Raw genomic sequence first — 17,712 nt, forward strand, 5'->3', positions numbered from 1 at the left:
ACTTATTGTTCCAAACTACCAAGCTGTCCATCCACCATCTACCACCAAATTACTACCATTCACGTAGCTAGAGGCATTAGACAGAAGAAATATAATAGCGCCTGTAATCTCTTTTGGGTGACCAACTCTACCTAGTGGCACTTTGTCTGCTAAAACTCTAACAAACTCTGGATTAGCCTTAATAACACTTGTTGAAGGGAATGGGCCAGGAGTAATACTATTGCATCTAATCCCTTCTAAACCAAATTCACATGCTACATACCTAGTCCATTGTAACATTGCAGCTTTCGCTGCCCCATAAAAAGGAGGGTTTGTAGTCACAGCTTCTTCATAAATTCTTTGATCAGGGCTTACTAGTCCATACATTGAAGATATATTAACAAATGAAGCTCCTCCCGACATTTTTACGGCTTCCCTCAACTTCGGTAAGAAAACATTTAATATATTGTGAGCAGCAACAACGCTAATATTGTAACTCTCTATGTAATCAGCTGCACTAGCGATCTCAACTGTTCCACCTCTTCCATTGTATGCATTATGAATCACTCCATCTAAAGCTCTAAGTTTTATACTGCTATTAAAGGCATCAATTGATGATTTATCAGTAACATCAAATACGGCAGCTTCAACGTTGTAACCAAGACCTTTCAATTCATCTACCATTTCTATACATCGTTTATCACTTCTAGAATTTATTAGAACGTGTGCTCTTGCCTTTGCTAAAGCTAAAACCATTTCTTTGCCAAGATATCCTGTTGCACCAGTAACAAGTATAGTTTTCCCTACTAGTGAGAACAAATCATTCGTATCTTTCATGCTATGTTTTCCATTTTGCAGGATTTAATAGAGAACTTGGGATTTCTGGACGTGATGACTCTATTTGGGCTATTTGCAAGGTATTTAATTTAGGATTCATGAGCAGCTTCATATTTTCTTTAAACTGTTCTACAGTCTCCATACCTATAACTAAACCATCTATCCATTCTGCTGAGTTTACGTATGCGATACATAGGTCAGATATACTACTCCGACCTAAGGTACATATAAGATGATTTAACCATGTATTGATAGTTATATAATCCTCGACACCTGCTTTTTGCCAGCTCCTATTATTATTAGATAGCAGCAGACCCTGTAAGTAGATACTGCGCACATGAATAGTTAAGTTACGCTCTTTCTTCTGTTTTAAGACTTCATGTACAACATCACCCCATCTATTGTCTAAGATATTAAATGGCAACTGTATGTACTCAATACTTTTGACCTTTAAAGCTTCTAATAATTCATCAGGCGACTGTACAGAAACGCCTAATGAATTAATTCTAGCTTGCTCTTTATGATAGTTTAGTCGCTCCCAGACAGCATGATCCCAATATTTTAAATGCTCAAATCTATGTAAAAGCAAAACATCAATGTTTTTTTTATCTAGATAAAAAAGGGATTCATAAATACTTTTATCAATAAATGCGTTTATAGCATTTTTATCAGCTATATTAGAACAAGCAGACAACGCTGATAATTTTGTTATAATCTGAACTCTACTAGCCCAACTACCTTTCACAGCTTTACCAATTACTTTTTCGCTATCACCATATTCTCTAGCTGTATCCAAATATTCGATACCATTGGAAATCGCGAGCTTAATTATACTTTCACTTTCTGTACTATCTGGTTGGCCTTTATAGTTGTTTATTCCATAAGCCATACCTAGTTGAGCAGTGCCAAGTACCAACTTATGTAGAGGATTCTGTGTTATTACTTGTGGACTTTCAACTTTCAACTGGTTGATAAGAGTAAACAACGAAGTATTCACTGGCTCATCAAAGTTCTCAAATACATTACTTACTCTCTGATAATCATCGAAGTCATCAATAGTACATCTATACAAACCGAGCTGATGATTCTGGTACTTAGTAAAAGTATTAGAACCATATTTTCTAATAATATAAGGCGTTACATGTTCACGATCATAATCATCATTAGTCTCTCTATTTGCTTCTCTGAGATCAGATAGTTTTAATACCTCAACACTAACCCCATAAGGCAATCCTGAAATTTGACCATTACAAGATAAGTATGTAGAACCATTTGCATAGAAGCTTTGTTCTAATTCATCAATTAGATTTCCATCTGGAAAGACGTTATCTGCTGTTAGTCTAAATACTACTGTATCATCGTCAAACGAAGATAGACCCTCCACTATTCTTCCAAGTACATCATTTAAACTTCCTCTGAAATAGGATATATTCCATTTCTCAAGCTCCTTAATTAAAAGATCATCATCTTTTTCTTTTGATGTAGCTACTATGACCTTTCGATTGGTATTAGCAGCTCTTTGCGCTGCTAATACCGCAAGTGGAATTCCTTTTATTGGTAGTATAACTTTACAAGGAAGCCGACTAGAGCTGGTTCTGGCCTGGATAACTATAACACTAGTTTGTTCCATATTATTCTCAATACCTATTCATCCAATTTTTAAAAAAAATAACAACCCATACAATAAAATATAGAGTAGTAAGATCAATCAAAGCATAGAAACCCAAGAATAATACAGACTTGCGTTAAATGTTAGCTATACAGCACTACCTCTTTGAAAGACTAAGGTCTTGATTGTCATGCTCAATTGATAGCCTATAGTTAACACTATGTCTGATTCGTTAAGAGTTCAGTATACTTTTAAGTGTACAAACCACCCTATCTTGGCTTTCAATACTTAAATCAGGATATAAAGGTAGACTAATAGCTTCTTCATAGTATTGTTCTGCTTGTGGAAAATCACCTAGTTTAAAGCCAAAATGCTCTTTGTAATAAGGCTGAAGATGTACAGGTATATAATGAAGATTGACACCAATATTAGCAGCACGCAAAGCTTTAAAAACTTCTAAATGCGTAGGTTTGATTTCATCTAGCTTTAATCTAATTACATAAAGATGAAGACCAGAATAAGCTTCTTGTATTTGAAAAGGCACAATCACGGCAAGACTAGCTAGTTTCTCATTATATCTATTTGCAATCTCATGACGACTTTTTGTAATACTCGATAGTCTTTTTATTTGTGAGACCCCAAGCGCTGCCTGCATTTCTGTCATACGATAGTTATAACCCAAGTCAACTTGTTGATAATACCAAGGCCCGTCGGGTTCGTGAGTCATGAGATCAGAATCACGAGTAATACCATGACTACGTAACAAATCCATCTTTTGCGCTAGCTCTTCGTTTTTCGTGGTTGCTACGCCGCCTTCAGCAGTCGTAATTATTTTGACTGGATGAAAGCTAAAAATCGTGATATCCGAATATTGGCAGTTACCTATTGGCTGGTTTTTATACTTACCACCTATAGCATGTGAAGCATCCTCGATAATAGAAAAACCATACTTTTTAGAAAGTTGATATATCCTCTCCATATCGCAAGGCTGACCACATAAATGCACAGGAATCACTACCTTTGGTAATTTATCTTGCTCTTTAGCAGCTTCGAGCTTATGTTCTAGAGACTGAATAGATAAATTATAGGTTCTTGGATCAATATCCACGAAATCAACTGTAGCACCGCAATACAAAGCACAGTTTGCAGATGCTACAAACGTAATAGGTGTCGTCCAAACAATGTCACCTTGGCCCACGTTCAAAGCCAAACACGCAACGTGGAGGGCTGAAGTAGCACTGTTCATTGCCAGAGCATATTCAACATTACAATATTCTTTAATTGCATTCTCGAATTCTGGTACTTTAGGACCTTGCGTTAAATAATCAGACTTGAGGACATTGACGACCGCGTCAATGTCCTCCTCTGTAATATTTTGGCGACCGTAGGGAATAAAATTCATTAGATTTTACCAATATTATCTTTGTTCTCTTGTATCCAAGATTCGAGCTCTTCTCTTGGCATCCATTCAGTATTATTATCACTTGAATAAACAAAACCTTCTGGAACTAATTTACCATCTTTTACTCTCTCAGGTGAATGACCCCAATTGTTAATAGTAGGTAAGATTTTAAAGTGTTCAGGGTATTCATAAGTATAATAAGAATCTTCAGCGCCAATCATTTGCTCATGTAGTTTCTCACCAGGTCTAATACCAACCACCTTAGTGGCAGCTTCTGGCGCTACAGCTTTTGCTACATCCATAATATTCATTGATGGAATTTTTTTAACGTAAATCTCACCACCTTCCATATCTTCAAAAGCATGCCATACAAGCTCAACACCTTCTTCCAAAGTAATCATAAAACGTGTCATACGATCATCAGTAATAGGTAGCTCACCTCTTTCTTTGATTGACAAAAAGAAAGGGATCACTGATCCACGTGATCCCATCACATTGCCATATCTTACGACAGAAAATTTAGACACGTGCTGACCGCTGTAAGCATTTCCTGCTACAAATAATTTATCAGAAGTAAGTTTAGTAGCACCATATAGATTTATAGGACTACTTGCTTTATCAGTTGATAGCGCCACTACACCCTTAACACCTTTATCTATGCATGCATCAATTAGGTTCATTGCCCCATGTACATTCGTTTTTACACATTCAAAAGGATTATATTCTGCTGTTGGAACAATTTTAGTAGCAGCAGCATGCACGACATAATCAACTCCATCTAAAGCACGGTATAGCCTTTCTTTATCTCTTACATCGCCAATAAAAAAGCGTACGCGTGGATCATCCTGAAACAGTTTAGCCATTTCCCATTGCTTCATTTCATCTCTTGAGAAAATAATAATCTTTTTAGGGTTATATTTTTCAAGAGTCATCGGGATAAACTTATGTCCGAATGAACCTGTACCACCTGTCACTAAAATCGTTGAATTACTTAACATTTATTTTTATCCTTGAATTACCATTATTAAACCAATAAAAAACACCCCATTGTAGGGGTGCCTTCTCAATATTTCAATAGAGTTTTAGTAGTTAATAGGCTTTTGCCTATTTTACCAACCAGTAACTTCTTTTAGCTTGTCGCCAAGCTTAGATGGGTCACGTGTATACGCGATACCAGCATCTTCAAACGCTTTGAATTTTTCTTCAGCAGTACCTTGACCACCAGAGATGATAGCGCCAGCATGACCCATACGCTTGCCTTCTGGAGCGGTAACACCAGCGATATAACCAACAACTGGCTTAGTTACATGGTCTTTGATATAAGCAGCAGCTTCTTCTTCAGCAGTACCACCGATCTCACCAATTAGGATGATAGCTTCAGTTTGTGGATCAGCTTCAAATAGCTTCAGTGCGTCAATTTGGTTCATACCAGGGATAGGATCACCACCGATACCGATACAAGTTGACTGACCAAAACCAAGCTTAGTAGTCTGAGCTACGGCTTCATAAGTCAACGTACCAGAGCGTGAGATGATACCTACTTTACCTGGCTGATGGATATGGCCTGGCATGATACCGATTTTGCACTGACCTGGAGTAATAACGCCTGGGCAGTTAGGACCAACCAAACGTACGTCGCCAGCTTCTTCAAGATAGCGTTTTGCTTTTAGCATATCGATAGTCGGCACGCCTTCAGTGATCACAACGATCAACTTAACGCCAGCATCTATTGCTTCAACGATAGAATCTAGTACGAATGGTGCTGGTACGTAGATAACAGAAGCGTCAGCTTGAGTCGCTTCCATGGCTTCCGCCATAGTGTTGAATACTGGTAGGCCTAGGTGCGTTTGACCGCCTTTACCTGGCGTCACACCACCAACTACTTTTGTACCATATTCGATGGCTTGTTCAGAATGGAACGTACCATTTTTACCAGTAAAACCTTGTACCAATACTTTGGTATCTTTATCGATTAATACACTCATTATATTTTCCTTGTATTCGGTTGTCTTGTAACAGTGGTCTTTATAACTATCATTATCAAATTTTGATAACCAACTTTTATTATAAAAACCACTATTACGATTTGACTACTATGCTTAAGCGTCTATCTCTAAACACTTATATTTAAAGACTTACGCTTTAACAGCATCGACAATTTTTTGAGCCGCGTCAGATAAACCTTGAGCTGAAATCAATTTCAGACCAGACTCTTCTAGGATTTGTGCGCCTAGCTCAGCGTTGTTACCTTCTAAACGAACAACAACTGGTACTTGTACGTCAACTTCTTTAATAGCAGCGATAATAGCTTCTGCAATCATGTCACAACGTACGATACCGCCGAAGATGTTGATTAGAACGCCTTCAACACTGCTGTCTTCTAGGATAATTTTGAACGCTTCAACAACGCGATCTTTAGTTGCGCCGCCGCCAACGTCCAAGAAATTAGCAGGCTTGCCGCCATACAATTTGATGATGTCCATGGTCGCCATAGCAAGACCAGCACCGTTAACCATACAACCGATGTTACCTTCTAGAGCAACATAGTTTAGGTCAAATTCAGCAGCTTTAAGCTCACGCTCATTTTCTTGAGTCTTGTCTTGTAGTGCTGCGATTTTTGGCAGACGATATAGTGCGTTTGAGTCGATACCGATTTTGCCATCAACACAAACGATTTCGCCATTTTCACGAACAGCTAATGGGTTGATTTCCATTAGAGCAAAGTCGTTTTCAACGAATGCCTTATAAGCGCCAGTCATCAATTTAACGAACTGGTTGATTTGCTTACCTTCTAGACCAAGTTTGAACGCAACGTCGCGCGCTTGGAAAGGCATCAAGCCAACTAAAGGATCGACATTTACTTTGAAGATTTTTTCTGGAGTGCTGTGTGCTACTTCTTCGATATCTACACCACCTTCGGTAGATGCCATGAAAGTTACACGACGAGTTGCACGATCAACGACTGCGCCAAGATATAGCTCAGTTTGTACTGGATACATATCTTCTGCAACTAATACGAAGTTTACTGGCTGGCCATCAGCATCAGTCTGGAACGTTACTAGGTTAGTACCGATCAGCTCTTCAGCAACTTGCTTAGCTTCTTCACGAGTTTTAACTAGCTTTACACCACCAGCTTTACCGCGACCACCAGCATGTACTTGCGCTTTAATTACTGCAATGTCAGTTGGGGTTTTATCAAAAGCTGCAGCAGCTTCTTCGCCGTTATGAGCGATGATGCCTTCTTGAATTGGCAAACCGTAGCTTTTTAATAGCTCTTTTGCTTGATACTCATGTAAATTCATTGATTGTATCCTTTATTTTTTACAATTAATAAAAAGTGAAATCAAGTGCGCACATATACATATTAATCATACGTCTGACGCACTCATGATTGTGGCATCACCAAGATAGCGATACCCCAATCAGGTTGTAAATCGATAATAACTAAACGAGCAACTACTTATTTTTTACGCTTTTTACGCTGGATAGCGTGGATAGCACGGCCATCTGCAGATAGCGCAGCTTCATGCACTGCTTCTGAAATAGTTGGATGAGCAAATGTCATCAACTGCAAGTCTTCGATACTAGAGACAAATTCCATCGCGATCATACCTTGATGGACGATATCACCAGCACCAGCAGCGATAGCATGCATACCTAATAGACGATCTGTTTTCGCATCAGCAACTACTTTCACAGAACCTTGCGCTTCGCTTTGCGCTAATGCACGACCGTTAGCAGCTAAGTTGAAAGAACCTGTTTTAACTTCATAGCCAGCTTCTTCAGCTTCTTGCTCAGTTAAACCTACCCATGCGATTTCTGGGTGAGTATAAATGACATTGATGATAGTGTCATAGTTAACTTGAGGTTTTTCGCCATGAATACGCTCAACAGCCATCATGCCCTCTTCCATAGCTTTATGCGCAAGCATAGGACCACGGACCAAATCACCGATAGCATAAACGCCATCAAGATTGGTTTTGCACTGGTCATTGACATCGATAAGGCCACGTTCAGTCAACTTGATGCCACTATTATCGCCAAGCAGTTTTTCAGAATAAGCGCGACGACCAACACAAACGATCAACTTGTCGAAGCTCTCTTCAGAAGACTCGCCTTTGCTTTCGCTAGTGACGACAACTTGGTCACCTTGTACTTCAGCATTGGTTACTTTGGTATCGACACGGATATCAAGACCTTGCTTCTTCAGCATTTTGCCAGCTTCTTTTGAGATGTCTTTGTCAGCAGCAGCTAAGAAACTAGGAAGTGCTTCATATACGACTACTTCTGCACCTAGACGACGCCATACTGAACCAAGCTCAAGACCGATAACACCAGCACCAATAACGCCTAGACGCTTAGGTACTTCAGTGAAATCAAGTGCGCCAGTTGAATCAACGATACGGTCACCGTCAGTTTTGGCAACAGGAATCTCGATAGGCACAGAACCTGCCGCAAGAATAACATTCTTAGCAGTGATCGTCGTTTCGCTGTCGTCTTCTAGAGCAGTAAATTTGACTTTTTTGTCAGCGCCCGTGCCGTCAACTAAAGTACCCCAGCCCTGTAGCCAATCAACACCATTGCCTTTTAGCAACGCTGCAACACCACCAGTCAACTGCTTAACAATACCTTCTTTACGTTCTATCATTTTTTCGATATTGATACCAACGTCACCAGTACTGATACCGTGCTCGTCAAGGTCATGCTTAGTAGCTTCGTAACGATGTGAGCTGTCAAGTAGGGCTTTTGATGGGATACAACCAACGTTTAAGCAAGTACCGCCAAGTGCTGGCTCGCCTTTATAAACGCGCTTTTCGATACAAGCAACACTCATACCGAGCTGGCCTGCACGAATAGCTGCTTCGTAACCACCAGGACCGCCGCCGATGACGACTAAATCATAATTGTCTTTCATAGTACGTTCCTATTTTTAATTGTATGTGTCATTTAAACTGGTTGTTATATCGCTGATAGATCAGCATTATCTACACTGAATAGTTAATACACTATGTCAATGAGATAGACTCACTTATCAATAGCAAGTCACCATTATTAAATTCATTTAAATACAGTTATCAGCGCATAAAGTGATCGCTGAGTAATAAAAATCATTATCTATACCAAAGTTAAAAAGCTTGTATCAGCGGTTGCCAATACAAGCTTAAAAGCTTACAGGTCTAGTAGTAGCATTGCAGGGTCTTCAACCAACTCTTTGATAGTTACCAAGAACTGTACGGCTTCTTTACCATCAATCATACGATGGTCATAAGATAATGCTAAGTACATCATTGGTAAGATTTCAACTTTGCCATCGACTGCCATTGGGCGGTCATTGATAGCATGCATACCTAAGATAGCAGTTTGTGGTGGGTTCAAGATAGGTGTTGACATCAATGAACCAAATACACCACCGTTAGAGATAGTGAACGTACCGCCAGTCATGTCTTCTAGACCAAGCTTACCTTGTTGTGCTTTACCGCCAAACTCACGGATTGTGCTTTCAACATCAGCCATGCTCATGCGATCAGTATCACGTAGTACTGGAACAACCAAGCCACGATCTGAAGATACTGCTACACCGATATCATAAAAACCATGATAAACAATGTCATCGCCATCTAGTGAAGCGTTTACTGCTGGGAAGCGTTTTAGCGCTTCTGTCGCTGCTTTTACGAATAACGACATAAAGCCTAAACGTACGCCATGACGTTTTTCAAACTTCTCTTTATACTTAGCGCGCATGTCCATCAATGGCTTCATGTTCACTTCGTTAAACGTCGTCAACATCGCAGTATCTTGTGATGCTGATAATAGACGCTCAGCGACACGCTTACGAAGACGAGTCATTGGAACACGTTTTTCAGTACGCTCACCCATCGATTCAGCAACTGGACGGCCGCTATCAGACTTGATACTGCTGTCTGATTTCAATGTTGGATTAGCCATATCAGTTTTGGTTACACGACCACCGCGACCACTACCTTCAACTTCTTTAGGATCTACGCCTGACTCTTTTGCTGCTTTACGAACTGCTGGGCTTTGATCTTTATGATCAGCTTCGCCTTTTTTATCTGTTGCTTGAACAGGCTCGCCACCATCAGCAGCTTGCTTTGCTTGAACTGGCGCAGCTGGTTGGTCTGGATCTACTGCTGGCGCTTCTTCTGCGCTAGCACCAGCACTTGCACCGGCTTCAAACTGAGCGATAAGCTCATCAGACAATACAGTATCGTCAACTTGCTTTACGATTTTGGTCAATACACCATCATCAGGTGCTACAACTTCTAATACAACTTTATCAGTTTCAATTTCAGCCAATAGGTCATCACGATTAACTTGTTGACCTTCAGTGACATGCCACTCAACGATTGTGCCATCGGCAACCGATTCTGGAAAAACGGGGGCTTTGATGTCAGCCATCGATATACTCCTTAGATTTGGATATTCATACTTATTATTAAGTCGTGATAGGCAGTCAGTAGTTTTCTAATAACTTTGCTTATATTTTATTAAAAAGCACTGACTGTCATCGCCTGATTCATCTATCTTCTATAATCTTTTGATTAGACAAGGTGTTACTGAGCTAATTCATCAACACTTATGCCAAGGCCACCAGCAATGAGTGCTTGCTGTTGTTGAGCGTGCAGTTTCGGTGATCCTGTTGCAGGGGCTGCACTAGGAGGACGCGCTACTGGCTCCATGACTTTTGCTTTGGTTGGATGCGGTACGACAATACGGAACATATGCGGTGCTAAATAGTACCAAGCGCCTTGGTTCAATGGCTCTTCTTGCGTCCATACGATTTCAGTTAAGTTGCTGTATTTTTCGATTTCAGCGATTAAGCGAGTCTCTGGTAATGGATACAATTGCTCAATACGAACGATAGCCACATGATCAAGACCTAATGCGCGGCGCTGCTCTAACAAATCATAATAAACCTTACCACCACACAGAACCATACGGGTCACTTTATCTGCGTTGTGATCGTCCATCTCTGACAATACCGTCTCAAACTTACCATTCGCAAGCTCTTCTAAATTAGAAGTTGCTAGCTTATGACGTAATAAGCTCTTTGGTGACATGACAATCAATGGCTTACGAATAGGACGTACTGCCTGACGACGTAATGCATGATAAATTTGCGCAGGAGTCGTTGGCGTAATAACCTGCATATTGTCTTCAGCACATAGCTGTAAGAAACGTTCTAAACGTGCAGATGAATGCTCAGGGCCTTGACCTTCAAAGCCATGTGGTAACAACATTGTCAAACCACAAACACGCTGCCATTTGGTCTCACCGCTTGAGATGAACTGGTCAATCACAACTTGAGCACCGTTAACGAAATCACCAAACTGTGCTTCCCAAACGATCAATGCGTTCGGTACGGTGGTCGCGTAACCATATTCAAAGGCTAGTACCGCTTCTTCTGATAACAATGAGTTGTAAGTAGCAAAGCGTGCTTGGTTCTCACTTAAATGAGACAACGGTACATACATGCTACCATCATTGACATTGTATATTTCGCTATGACGATGTGAGAAAGTACCACGGCCAACATCTTCACCAGTAATACGTACTAATACGCCGTCGTTATCGACCAATGATGCATAAGCCAATGTCTCAGCTGCACCCCAGTTAAGAGGCTCTTCGCCAGTTTGCATCGCTAGACGCTGCTCAACGACTTTTTGAACCTGACGTTGTAACTTGTAGCCCTCTGGCATTTCGGCCATACGGCGTCCATAACCTTTGAGCTTTTCGATATCAACACTGGTATCCCAGTCATCAACCAAGTCATGACCTAGATAAGGTTTCCAATCTACGAACAACTGCTCGTTAGGCTCTTGAACCAATGAGCTAACAACATAATCACCACGGTCTAACGACTCACGATAATCATCTTCGTACTGTTTCTCTTCTTCGGCATTCAAGATACCTTCTGCGATAAGTTTTTGCGCATACAGAGTACGAGTAGTCGGAAGCTTCTTAATAACAGCATACATCAATGGCTGAGTTGCAGATGGCTCATCTGCCTCATTATGGCCATTACGGCGATAGCAGAACAAATCAATGATGATGTCTTTGTCAAACTTATGACGATAATCTAATGCTAACTGAGCGGCAAATACGACTGCTTCAGGATCATCACCGTTTACATGTAGGATAGGAGCATGAACCATTTTAGCAACGTCAGTACAATATTCAGTTGAACGAACATCTTCTTGACGGCTAGTAGTAAAGCCAACTTGGTTATTAATCACGATATGCACAGTACCGCCAGTGGTATAAGCACGGGTCTGTGACATTTGGAAAGTTTCTTGAACCACACCTTGACCAGCAAAAGCAGCATCACCATGAATCACAATAGGTAATACTGAGTTGCCACCAGTATTGTCTAGTAGTGGCTGATCGTTACGGCGTACTTGACGGGCGCGTACTGAGCCTTGTAGTACTGGCGCGACAATTTCAAGATGCGATGGGTTAAATGCTAAAGCCAAATGCGCTTCGCCACCCGGTGTCATCACATTAGATGAAAAACCATTGTGGTATTTAACGTCACCTGAACCTTTTTCTGGCTGTACTTTACCATCAAACTCGTCAAATAAGTCTGCAGGATTTTTACCTAAGATGTTGACTAGTAGGTTTAAGCGGCCACGGTGAGCCATACCAATAACCATTTCTTTTGTGCCATATCCGCCAGCACGTTGAATGATTTCATTGATAGCAGGAATGAAGCTCTCACCACCTTCCAAACCAAAACGCTTAACACCCGTGTATTTACGAGCAAGGTATTTTTCTAGACCTTCAGCAGCCGTCAAGCGCTCAAGAATAGATAAACGTTTTTCTTTATCGAATTTGATATAGCCTAGATTAGTCTCTAGGTATTCTTCCATCCAGCGTTTTTCTGTACTGGTGGTAACATGCATGTACTCGACACCGATATGGCCACAGTAAACACGTTCCATGATTTCGATGATTTCGCGCAATGTCGCTTCATCTTTACCAATAACTAAATCATTGGTTGGGAATACGGTATCGAGATCAGCTTCTGACAAATTATGATAAGCAAGCGTCAAATCTTCTACTTCTGCACGTGGATGCAAATTTAAAGGATCAAGTTTGGCACGGCGATGACCGCGACGACGATATGCTGAGATTAGTTGCTGCACGCCCATCTGCTTAGGATCACAGTTGGCAGAGCTGCTAGATTCCGTATCAGTACTGTTACCCTTATTTGCCGTTTGATTACGAGCAAGTAGTAAGAACTGATCTTTGATAGCATTATGCTGAGCATCGTTCTGTGACTTATACTGTTCAAAGTACGTTTGCCAGTCAGTATCAACGCTATCAGGGTCTGTTAGGTATTGCTCGTAGAGAGCTTCTATATAGTTGGCGTTATCGGCAGCCAGTTCGGTATGTACTTGGCCAGATTTTTCTTTGGTTATACTATTCATAATAATCGTCTATTTGATAGATAAATGAATGGAATCGTGCTTATTATTGTGTCAGTCGTTGTATGCTCAGGTAGTTAGACAATGTGTCATATCCTGTTAAATACTATTCGATAAAACACTTTTATCCCTAAGTATTGCCATCACCATAGAATATTGCTGTCATTGTCTACAAGAGCAAGTGATGCTAAATAGTGGTAACAAGTCTTATTGCAATACCCGTCTAAAAATAAAACTATTTGTGAACGCTCAGTTTTCTTATCTAGCTCGTTTCACAACATTAATTTATATATACTTCTTTGAGTCATAACCAATCCATTAATGATAAGCTATTAATAGATAATTATATTTTCAGCTAACCTATAAACTGGTTATTGATGCTGAATTACCCTAAATTTGCTGATAAATCCTGCCTTTTCAGACAGACATACATTGCTGTATAGATTATCATGCCCATTTTTTGCGACATAGTTTGTTTGTTCAATACTAGGTATTTATGTAATGAATATCTATCATCAATTATAAACGCATAATCATTGTGCGCATAGTATTTTAGCCTGATAATGTCATATTCTGCTCAAACGGCACATATTAAGCGTCAAAAAGACGCTTTGATCATCTCATCAAATACTAAATACAATTATACCAAAATTCGACTATGTCTATATTCGATTATATAGGGTGATTGTCTATATATTATTTCTTCTTACATACAACCAACGTATTGACCATACAGTTTTACTTTAAAATCATTCAATACCTACTTTTTAATAGGCTAAATCCACCATATTTTTTAAATGACAAGTTAGTTATAAAAGTAGTAAACCTATATATCAGCTTTTTAACTAACAAAAACACCACCTAATGAATAGGTGGTGTTTTTCGTATAGTAACTATAAAGATCAATTACTTATGCTTAACCAGCTTGATCAATCAACATATTACGCAAGTGACCGATCGCTTTGGTTGGATTCAATCCTTTTGGACAAACTGATACACAGTTCATGATACCGCGGCAACGGAACAAGCTAAACGGATCGTCTAAGCGAGCTAAACGTGCTTGAGTATCACCGTCACGGCTATCAGCAACGAAGCGATAAGCATGTAGTAATGCTGATGGACCTAGGAACTTATCAGGATTCCACCAGAAAGATGGGCAACTGGTTGAACAACAAGCACATAGAATACATTCGTATAGGCCGTTCAGCTTTTCACGCTGTTCAGGCGACTGTAGACGCTCAGTTGGCGGTGCTGGCTGATCATTGATCAAGTACGGATGTACTTTTTCATACTGCTCATAGAACTGGTTCATATCGACAACCAAATCACGAACCACTGGCAAACCAGGTAGCGGACGAACCGTTACTTTTTCTGGTAGCGTGTTCATGTTGATTAGACATGCCAAACCGTTCTTACCATTGATGTTCATGCCGTCAGATCCACAAATACCTTCACGGCAAGAGCGACGGAAAGTAAGCGTTTCATCTTCTTTCTTTAGGCGTAATAATACGTCAAGCAACATACGATCTGAATCAAGTAGCTCAATCGTATAAGTTTGCATGCGTGGCGCTGCGTCCAGATCAGGATCGTAGCGATAGATTTCGATGGTGCGAGTACCTCGGCTCATAATGCTAAACTCCACACGTAGGTGATGGCGGGCATACAAAGATTGCAACATATTTGCGCTAGCTATTAATCAGTACTGATAACCAATATCGAATACCAATTAATAGCATAGTAGCGCTGGCATGAGCATGTAGCTGGCGGTCACCTTTTTAATAAATTAATAAGGGATAAAACGTTAACACTGCTGTTATCTATCAACTATATATAAAGTATGCAGTCTAGAATTAGTAGACGCGAACTTTTGGTTCGATATAATCAACGGTTAATGGCACTTTACGTACTGGCTTATAAATGATGCGATTGCCTTCAGAGTACCATAAGGTATGCTTCATCCAATCATGGTCATTACGGCCGTTAGGTGCGTAATCATCATCTTCTGGACGATCATAATCGGATACACTGTGCGCGCCGCGGCTTTCATGACGCTTCGCTGCAGATATCATTGTCGCTTTTGCTACTTCATACAAGTTAGCAACTTCGAATGCTTCAATACGTGCTGTGTTGAACACTTGTGATTTATCGCCAAGATGGATCTTGTCGATCTTTTCACCTAGCGCTAAAATTTTCTCAACGCCTTCGTCCATCATCGCTTGCGTACGGAATACACTAGCGTGTTTTTGCATCGTAGCACGAATCTCATCAGCCACGTCTTGCGCGTTGTAGCCTTCAGTAGACTGTTGCAACTTGTCTAAACGCTTCACTGTGAAGTCAAGTACGCGTGGGTCAAGTGGCTTATAGTTATGATCTGCATGATGGAATTCATCAACGATATGCTTACCAGCTGCACGGCCAAATACCAATAGATCTAGTAGAGAGTTCGTACCTAGACGGTTAGCACCATGTACACTGACACAAGCACACTCGCCGATTGCATAAAGACCTTTAACCACATTGCCTTTAGCATATAAGCCGTCTTCATCAGTACCCGCTTCTAGATCCGGTACAATCACTTGACCATGAATAGTGGTTGGAATACCACCCATCATGTAGTGAATGGTTGGGATTACTGGAATTGGCTCTTTAGTGATATCAACGTTAGCGAAGTTTTTACCGATCTCAAATACTGATGGTAGACGCTTCATAATGGTTTCAACACCTAGATGCGTCATATCCATTACGATATGATCAGCATTAGGACCACAACCACGGCCTTCTTTAATTTCTTGGTCCATTGAGCGCGATACAAGATCACGTGGTGCCAAGTCTTTCACGGTTGGTGCATAACGCTCCATGAACGCTTCGCCATCTTTGTTACGCAAGATAGCGCCTTCACCACGGCAACCTTCAGTCAATAGTACACCTGCACCATGAACACCAGTTGGGTGGAACTGCCAGAATTCCATGTCTTGCAATGGAATACCAGCACGTACTGCCATACCAATACCGTCACCAGTATTGATATAAGCATTGGTAGAAGCTGCGAAGATACGACCAGCACCACCTGTCGCTAGGACAGTAATTGGTGACTGGAATACTGCAATCGTACCCGTCTCTTGCTCAAGTGCGACGACACCGTTGATGTTACCAGCTTCGTCTTTGATCAAATCAAGGGCGATCCACTCGATAAAGAACTCAGTGCCCTGCTCTAGGTTTTTCTGATATAGCGTGTGTAGTAGTGCGTGACCTGTACGGTCAGCAGCGGCACAAGCACGTTGTACTGCTTTTTCGCCATAGTTAGATGTATGACCACCGAACGGACGCTGATAAATCGTACCATCTTCGTTACGGTCAAACGGCATGCCCATGTGCTCAAGCTCATAGACTACTTTTGGCGCTTCACGACACATATATTCGATAGCGTCTTGGTCACCTAACCAATCTGATCCTTTAACGGTATCATAAAAGTGAAAGTGCCAATTGTCATTACTCATGTTACCCAAACTTGCACCGATACCACCCTGAGCAGCAACCGTGTGCGAACGCGTTGGGAATACTTTGGTAAGGACTGCAACCTTCATGCCTGCTTCCGCTAAATGCAATGAAGCACGCATACCTGAGCCGCCGCCACCAACGATAACTGCATCGTAGTTTAGGGTCTTGATATTACTAATGGTATTGTCTTGTCTAGTTGCCATTACGGTTTTCCTAATGCCTGTTAATGCGTAAAAGTAAATCAAAGACTTTTTGAGACATCTCTATTACAGCTATAAAGGCTTACTATTTGGCCATTTCATACGCTTATAAAATAAAGAGTCTCAATAGTCGTTAACCACTTAATTTGCATATCTATCGTTATACTGAACTAAGCCTACTCAACTATAATCAGATTAGCTGATCAGTAATGCTAGTCCAATGCTATGACTATTCTTGGCTATCAACGGATGACTCTATAATACTGTGTCAACTAATGTAGCAGTTGAATGCATCCGTCGTTATATATAGATATCAGAGCTTTTTATGAGATGGTTAAACGGCAGCGATACCGAAACCGTTACCCCAAAAAATCATGATGCCCCAAAATAGAAATACTAAAATAGCGATAATCATCAATGACTGTAGTACTAAACGTAAACCTGCTGCGCTTGAGCCCAGTTTGCCTGTTGTAATATAGTCAGTAAATACTGTCCACATTCCAACCCACGCATGACCAGCTAGTGCAAGTACTGCAACCAAGCTGAATAGACGCATTGGTAGGCTGGTCATAAATGATGACCATTCAACAAAAGTGACATCGCCATGAGTCAAAAAGAAGCCCAGCAACACCACACTATAAACGGCTAAAACAACAGCACTAATACGCTGAATAATCCAATCACGTGAGCCTGAACCTGTCAGACCAGTAGCACTTTTGATTCCTGAATCATTTTTTATCA

12 protein-coding genes are annotated in these 17,712 nt (G+C 40.7%); all 12 read right to left on the reverse strand.

The genetic code is table 11. The annotated features are described in order from the left end of the window. Positions 1-15 precede the first annotated feature (15 nt). Positions 16-816: an SDR family NAD(P)-dependent oxidoreductase gene (locus ACIGBM_RS02665; protein WP_296209047.1), complete on the reverse strand. Its 801-nt coding sequence runs from the start codon at positions 814-816 to the stop codon at positions 16-18. 1 nt (position 817) lies between these two features. Continuing rightward, positions 818-2,446, reverse strand: a complete 1,629-nt coding sequence (locus tag ACIGBM_RS02670) for an aldo/keto reductase (protein ID WP_296209044.1) — start codon at positions 2,444-2,446, stop codon at positions 818-820. Positions 2,447-2,657: 211 nt separating this feature from the next. Next, positions 2,658-3,827: a UDP-4-amino-4,6-dideoxy-N-acetyl-beta-L-altrosamine transaminase gene (pseC, locus tag ACIGBM_RS02675; protein WP_296209041.1), complete on the reverse strand. Its 1,170-nt coding sequence runs from the start codon at positions 3,825-3,827 to the stop codon at positions 2,658-2,660. Beyond that, positions 3,827-4,825: a UDP-N-acetylglucosamine 4,6-dehydratase (inverting) gene (gene pseB, locus ACIGBM_RS02680; protein WP_394124625.1), complete on the reverse strand. Its 999-nt coding sequence runs from the start codon at positions 4,823-4,825 to the stop codon at positions 3,827-3,829. The genes pseC and pseB overlap by 1 nt, the downstream gene beginning before the upstream one ends. 111 nt (positions 4,826-4,936) lie before the next feature. Beyond that, the gene (gene sucD / locus ACIGBM_RS02685) at positions 4,937-5,812 is read right to left on the reverse strand and encodes a succinate--CoA ligase subunit alpha (protein WP_101204626.1); all 876 of its coding nucleotides are present in this window, start codon (positions 5,810-5,812) and stop codon (positions 4,937-4,939) included. Between the two features lie 150 nt (positions 5,813-5,962). Further along, the gene (sucC, locus tag ACIGBM_RS02690) at positions 5,963-7,129 is read right to left on the reverse strand and encodes an ADP-forming succinate--CoA ligase subunit beta (protein ID WP_057757869.1); all 1,167 of its coding nucleotides are present in this window, start codon (positions 7,127-7,129) and stop codon (positions 5,963-5,965) included. A 158-nt stretch (positions 7,130-7,287) separates the two neighbouring features. Further along, complete coding sequence (gene lpdA, locus ACIGBM_RS02695) at positions 7,288-8,742, reverse strand: dihydrolipoyl dehydrogenase (protein WP_397476665.1); 1,455 nt, start codon at positions 8,740-8,742, stop codon at positions 7,288-7,290. Positions 8,743-8,996: 254 nt separating this feature from the next. Further along, a complete protein-coding gene (gene odhB, locus ACIGBM_RS02700; protein WP_101204629.1) occupies positions 8,997-10,244 on the reverse strand; it encodes a 2-oxoglutarate dehydrogenase complex dihydrolipoyllysine-residue succinyltransferase in 1,248 nt (415 codons plus the stop codon). A gap of 155 nt (positions 10,245-10,399) precedes the next feature. Beyond that, positions 10,400-13,276 (reverse strand): 2-oxoglutarate dehydrogenase E1 component, encoded by a 2,877-nt coding sequence (locus ACIGBM_RS02705; RefSeq protein WP_397476666.1) that lies wholly within the window; start codon positions 13,274-13,276, stop codon positions 10,400-10,402. A 913-nt stretch (positions 13,277-14,189) separates the two neighbouring features. Then, the gene (locus tag ACIGBM_RS02710) at positions 14,190-14,900 is read right to left on the reverse strand and encodes a succinate dehydrogenase iron-sulfur subunit (protein WP_055123743.1); all 711 of its coding nucleotides are present in this window, start codon (positions 14,898-14,900) and stop codon (positions 14,190-14,192) included. A gap of 223 nt (positions 14,901-15,123) precedes the next feature. Beyond that, positions 15,124-16,974: a succinate dehydrogenase flavoprotein subunit gene (gene sdhA / locus ACIGBM_RS02715; RefSeq protein WP_057757857.1), complete on the reverse strand. Its 1,851-nt coding sequence runs from the start codon at positions 16,972-16,974 to the stop codon at positions 15,124-15,126. Between the two features lie 331 nt (positions 16,975-17,305). Continuing rightward, positions 17,306-17,710 carry a succinate dehydrogenase, hydrophobic membrane anchor protein gene (gene sdhD / locus ACIGBM_RS02720; RefSeq protein WP_057762261.1) on the reverse strand — a complete coding sequence of 135 codons (405 nt, stop codon included), beginning with the start codon at positions 17,708-17,710 and terminating at the stop codon, positions 17,306-17,308. Positions 17,711-17,712: the final 2 nt, after the last annotated feature.

This window comes from Psychrobacter sp. NPDC077938, assembly GCF_044542635.1.
Taxonomy (GTDB): domain Bacteria; phylum Pseudomonadota; class Gammaproteobacteria; order Pseudomonadales; family Moraxellaceae; genus Psychrobacter.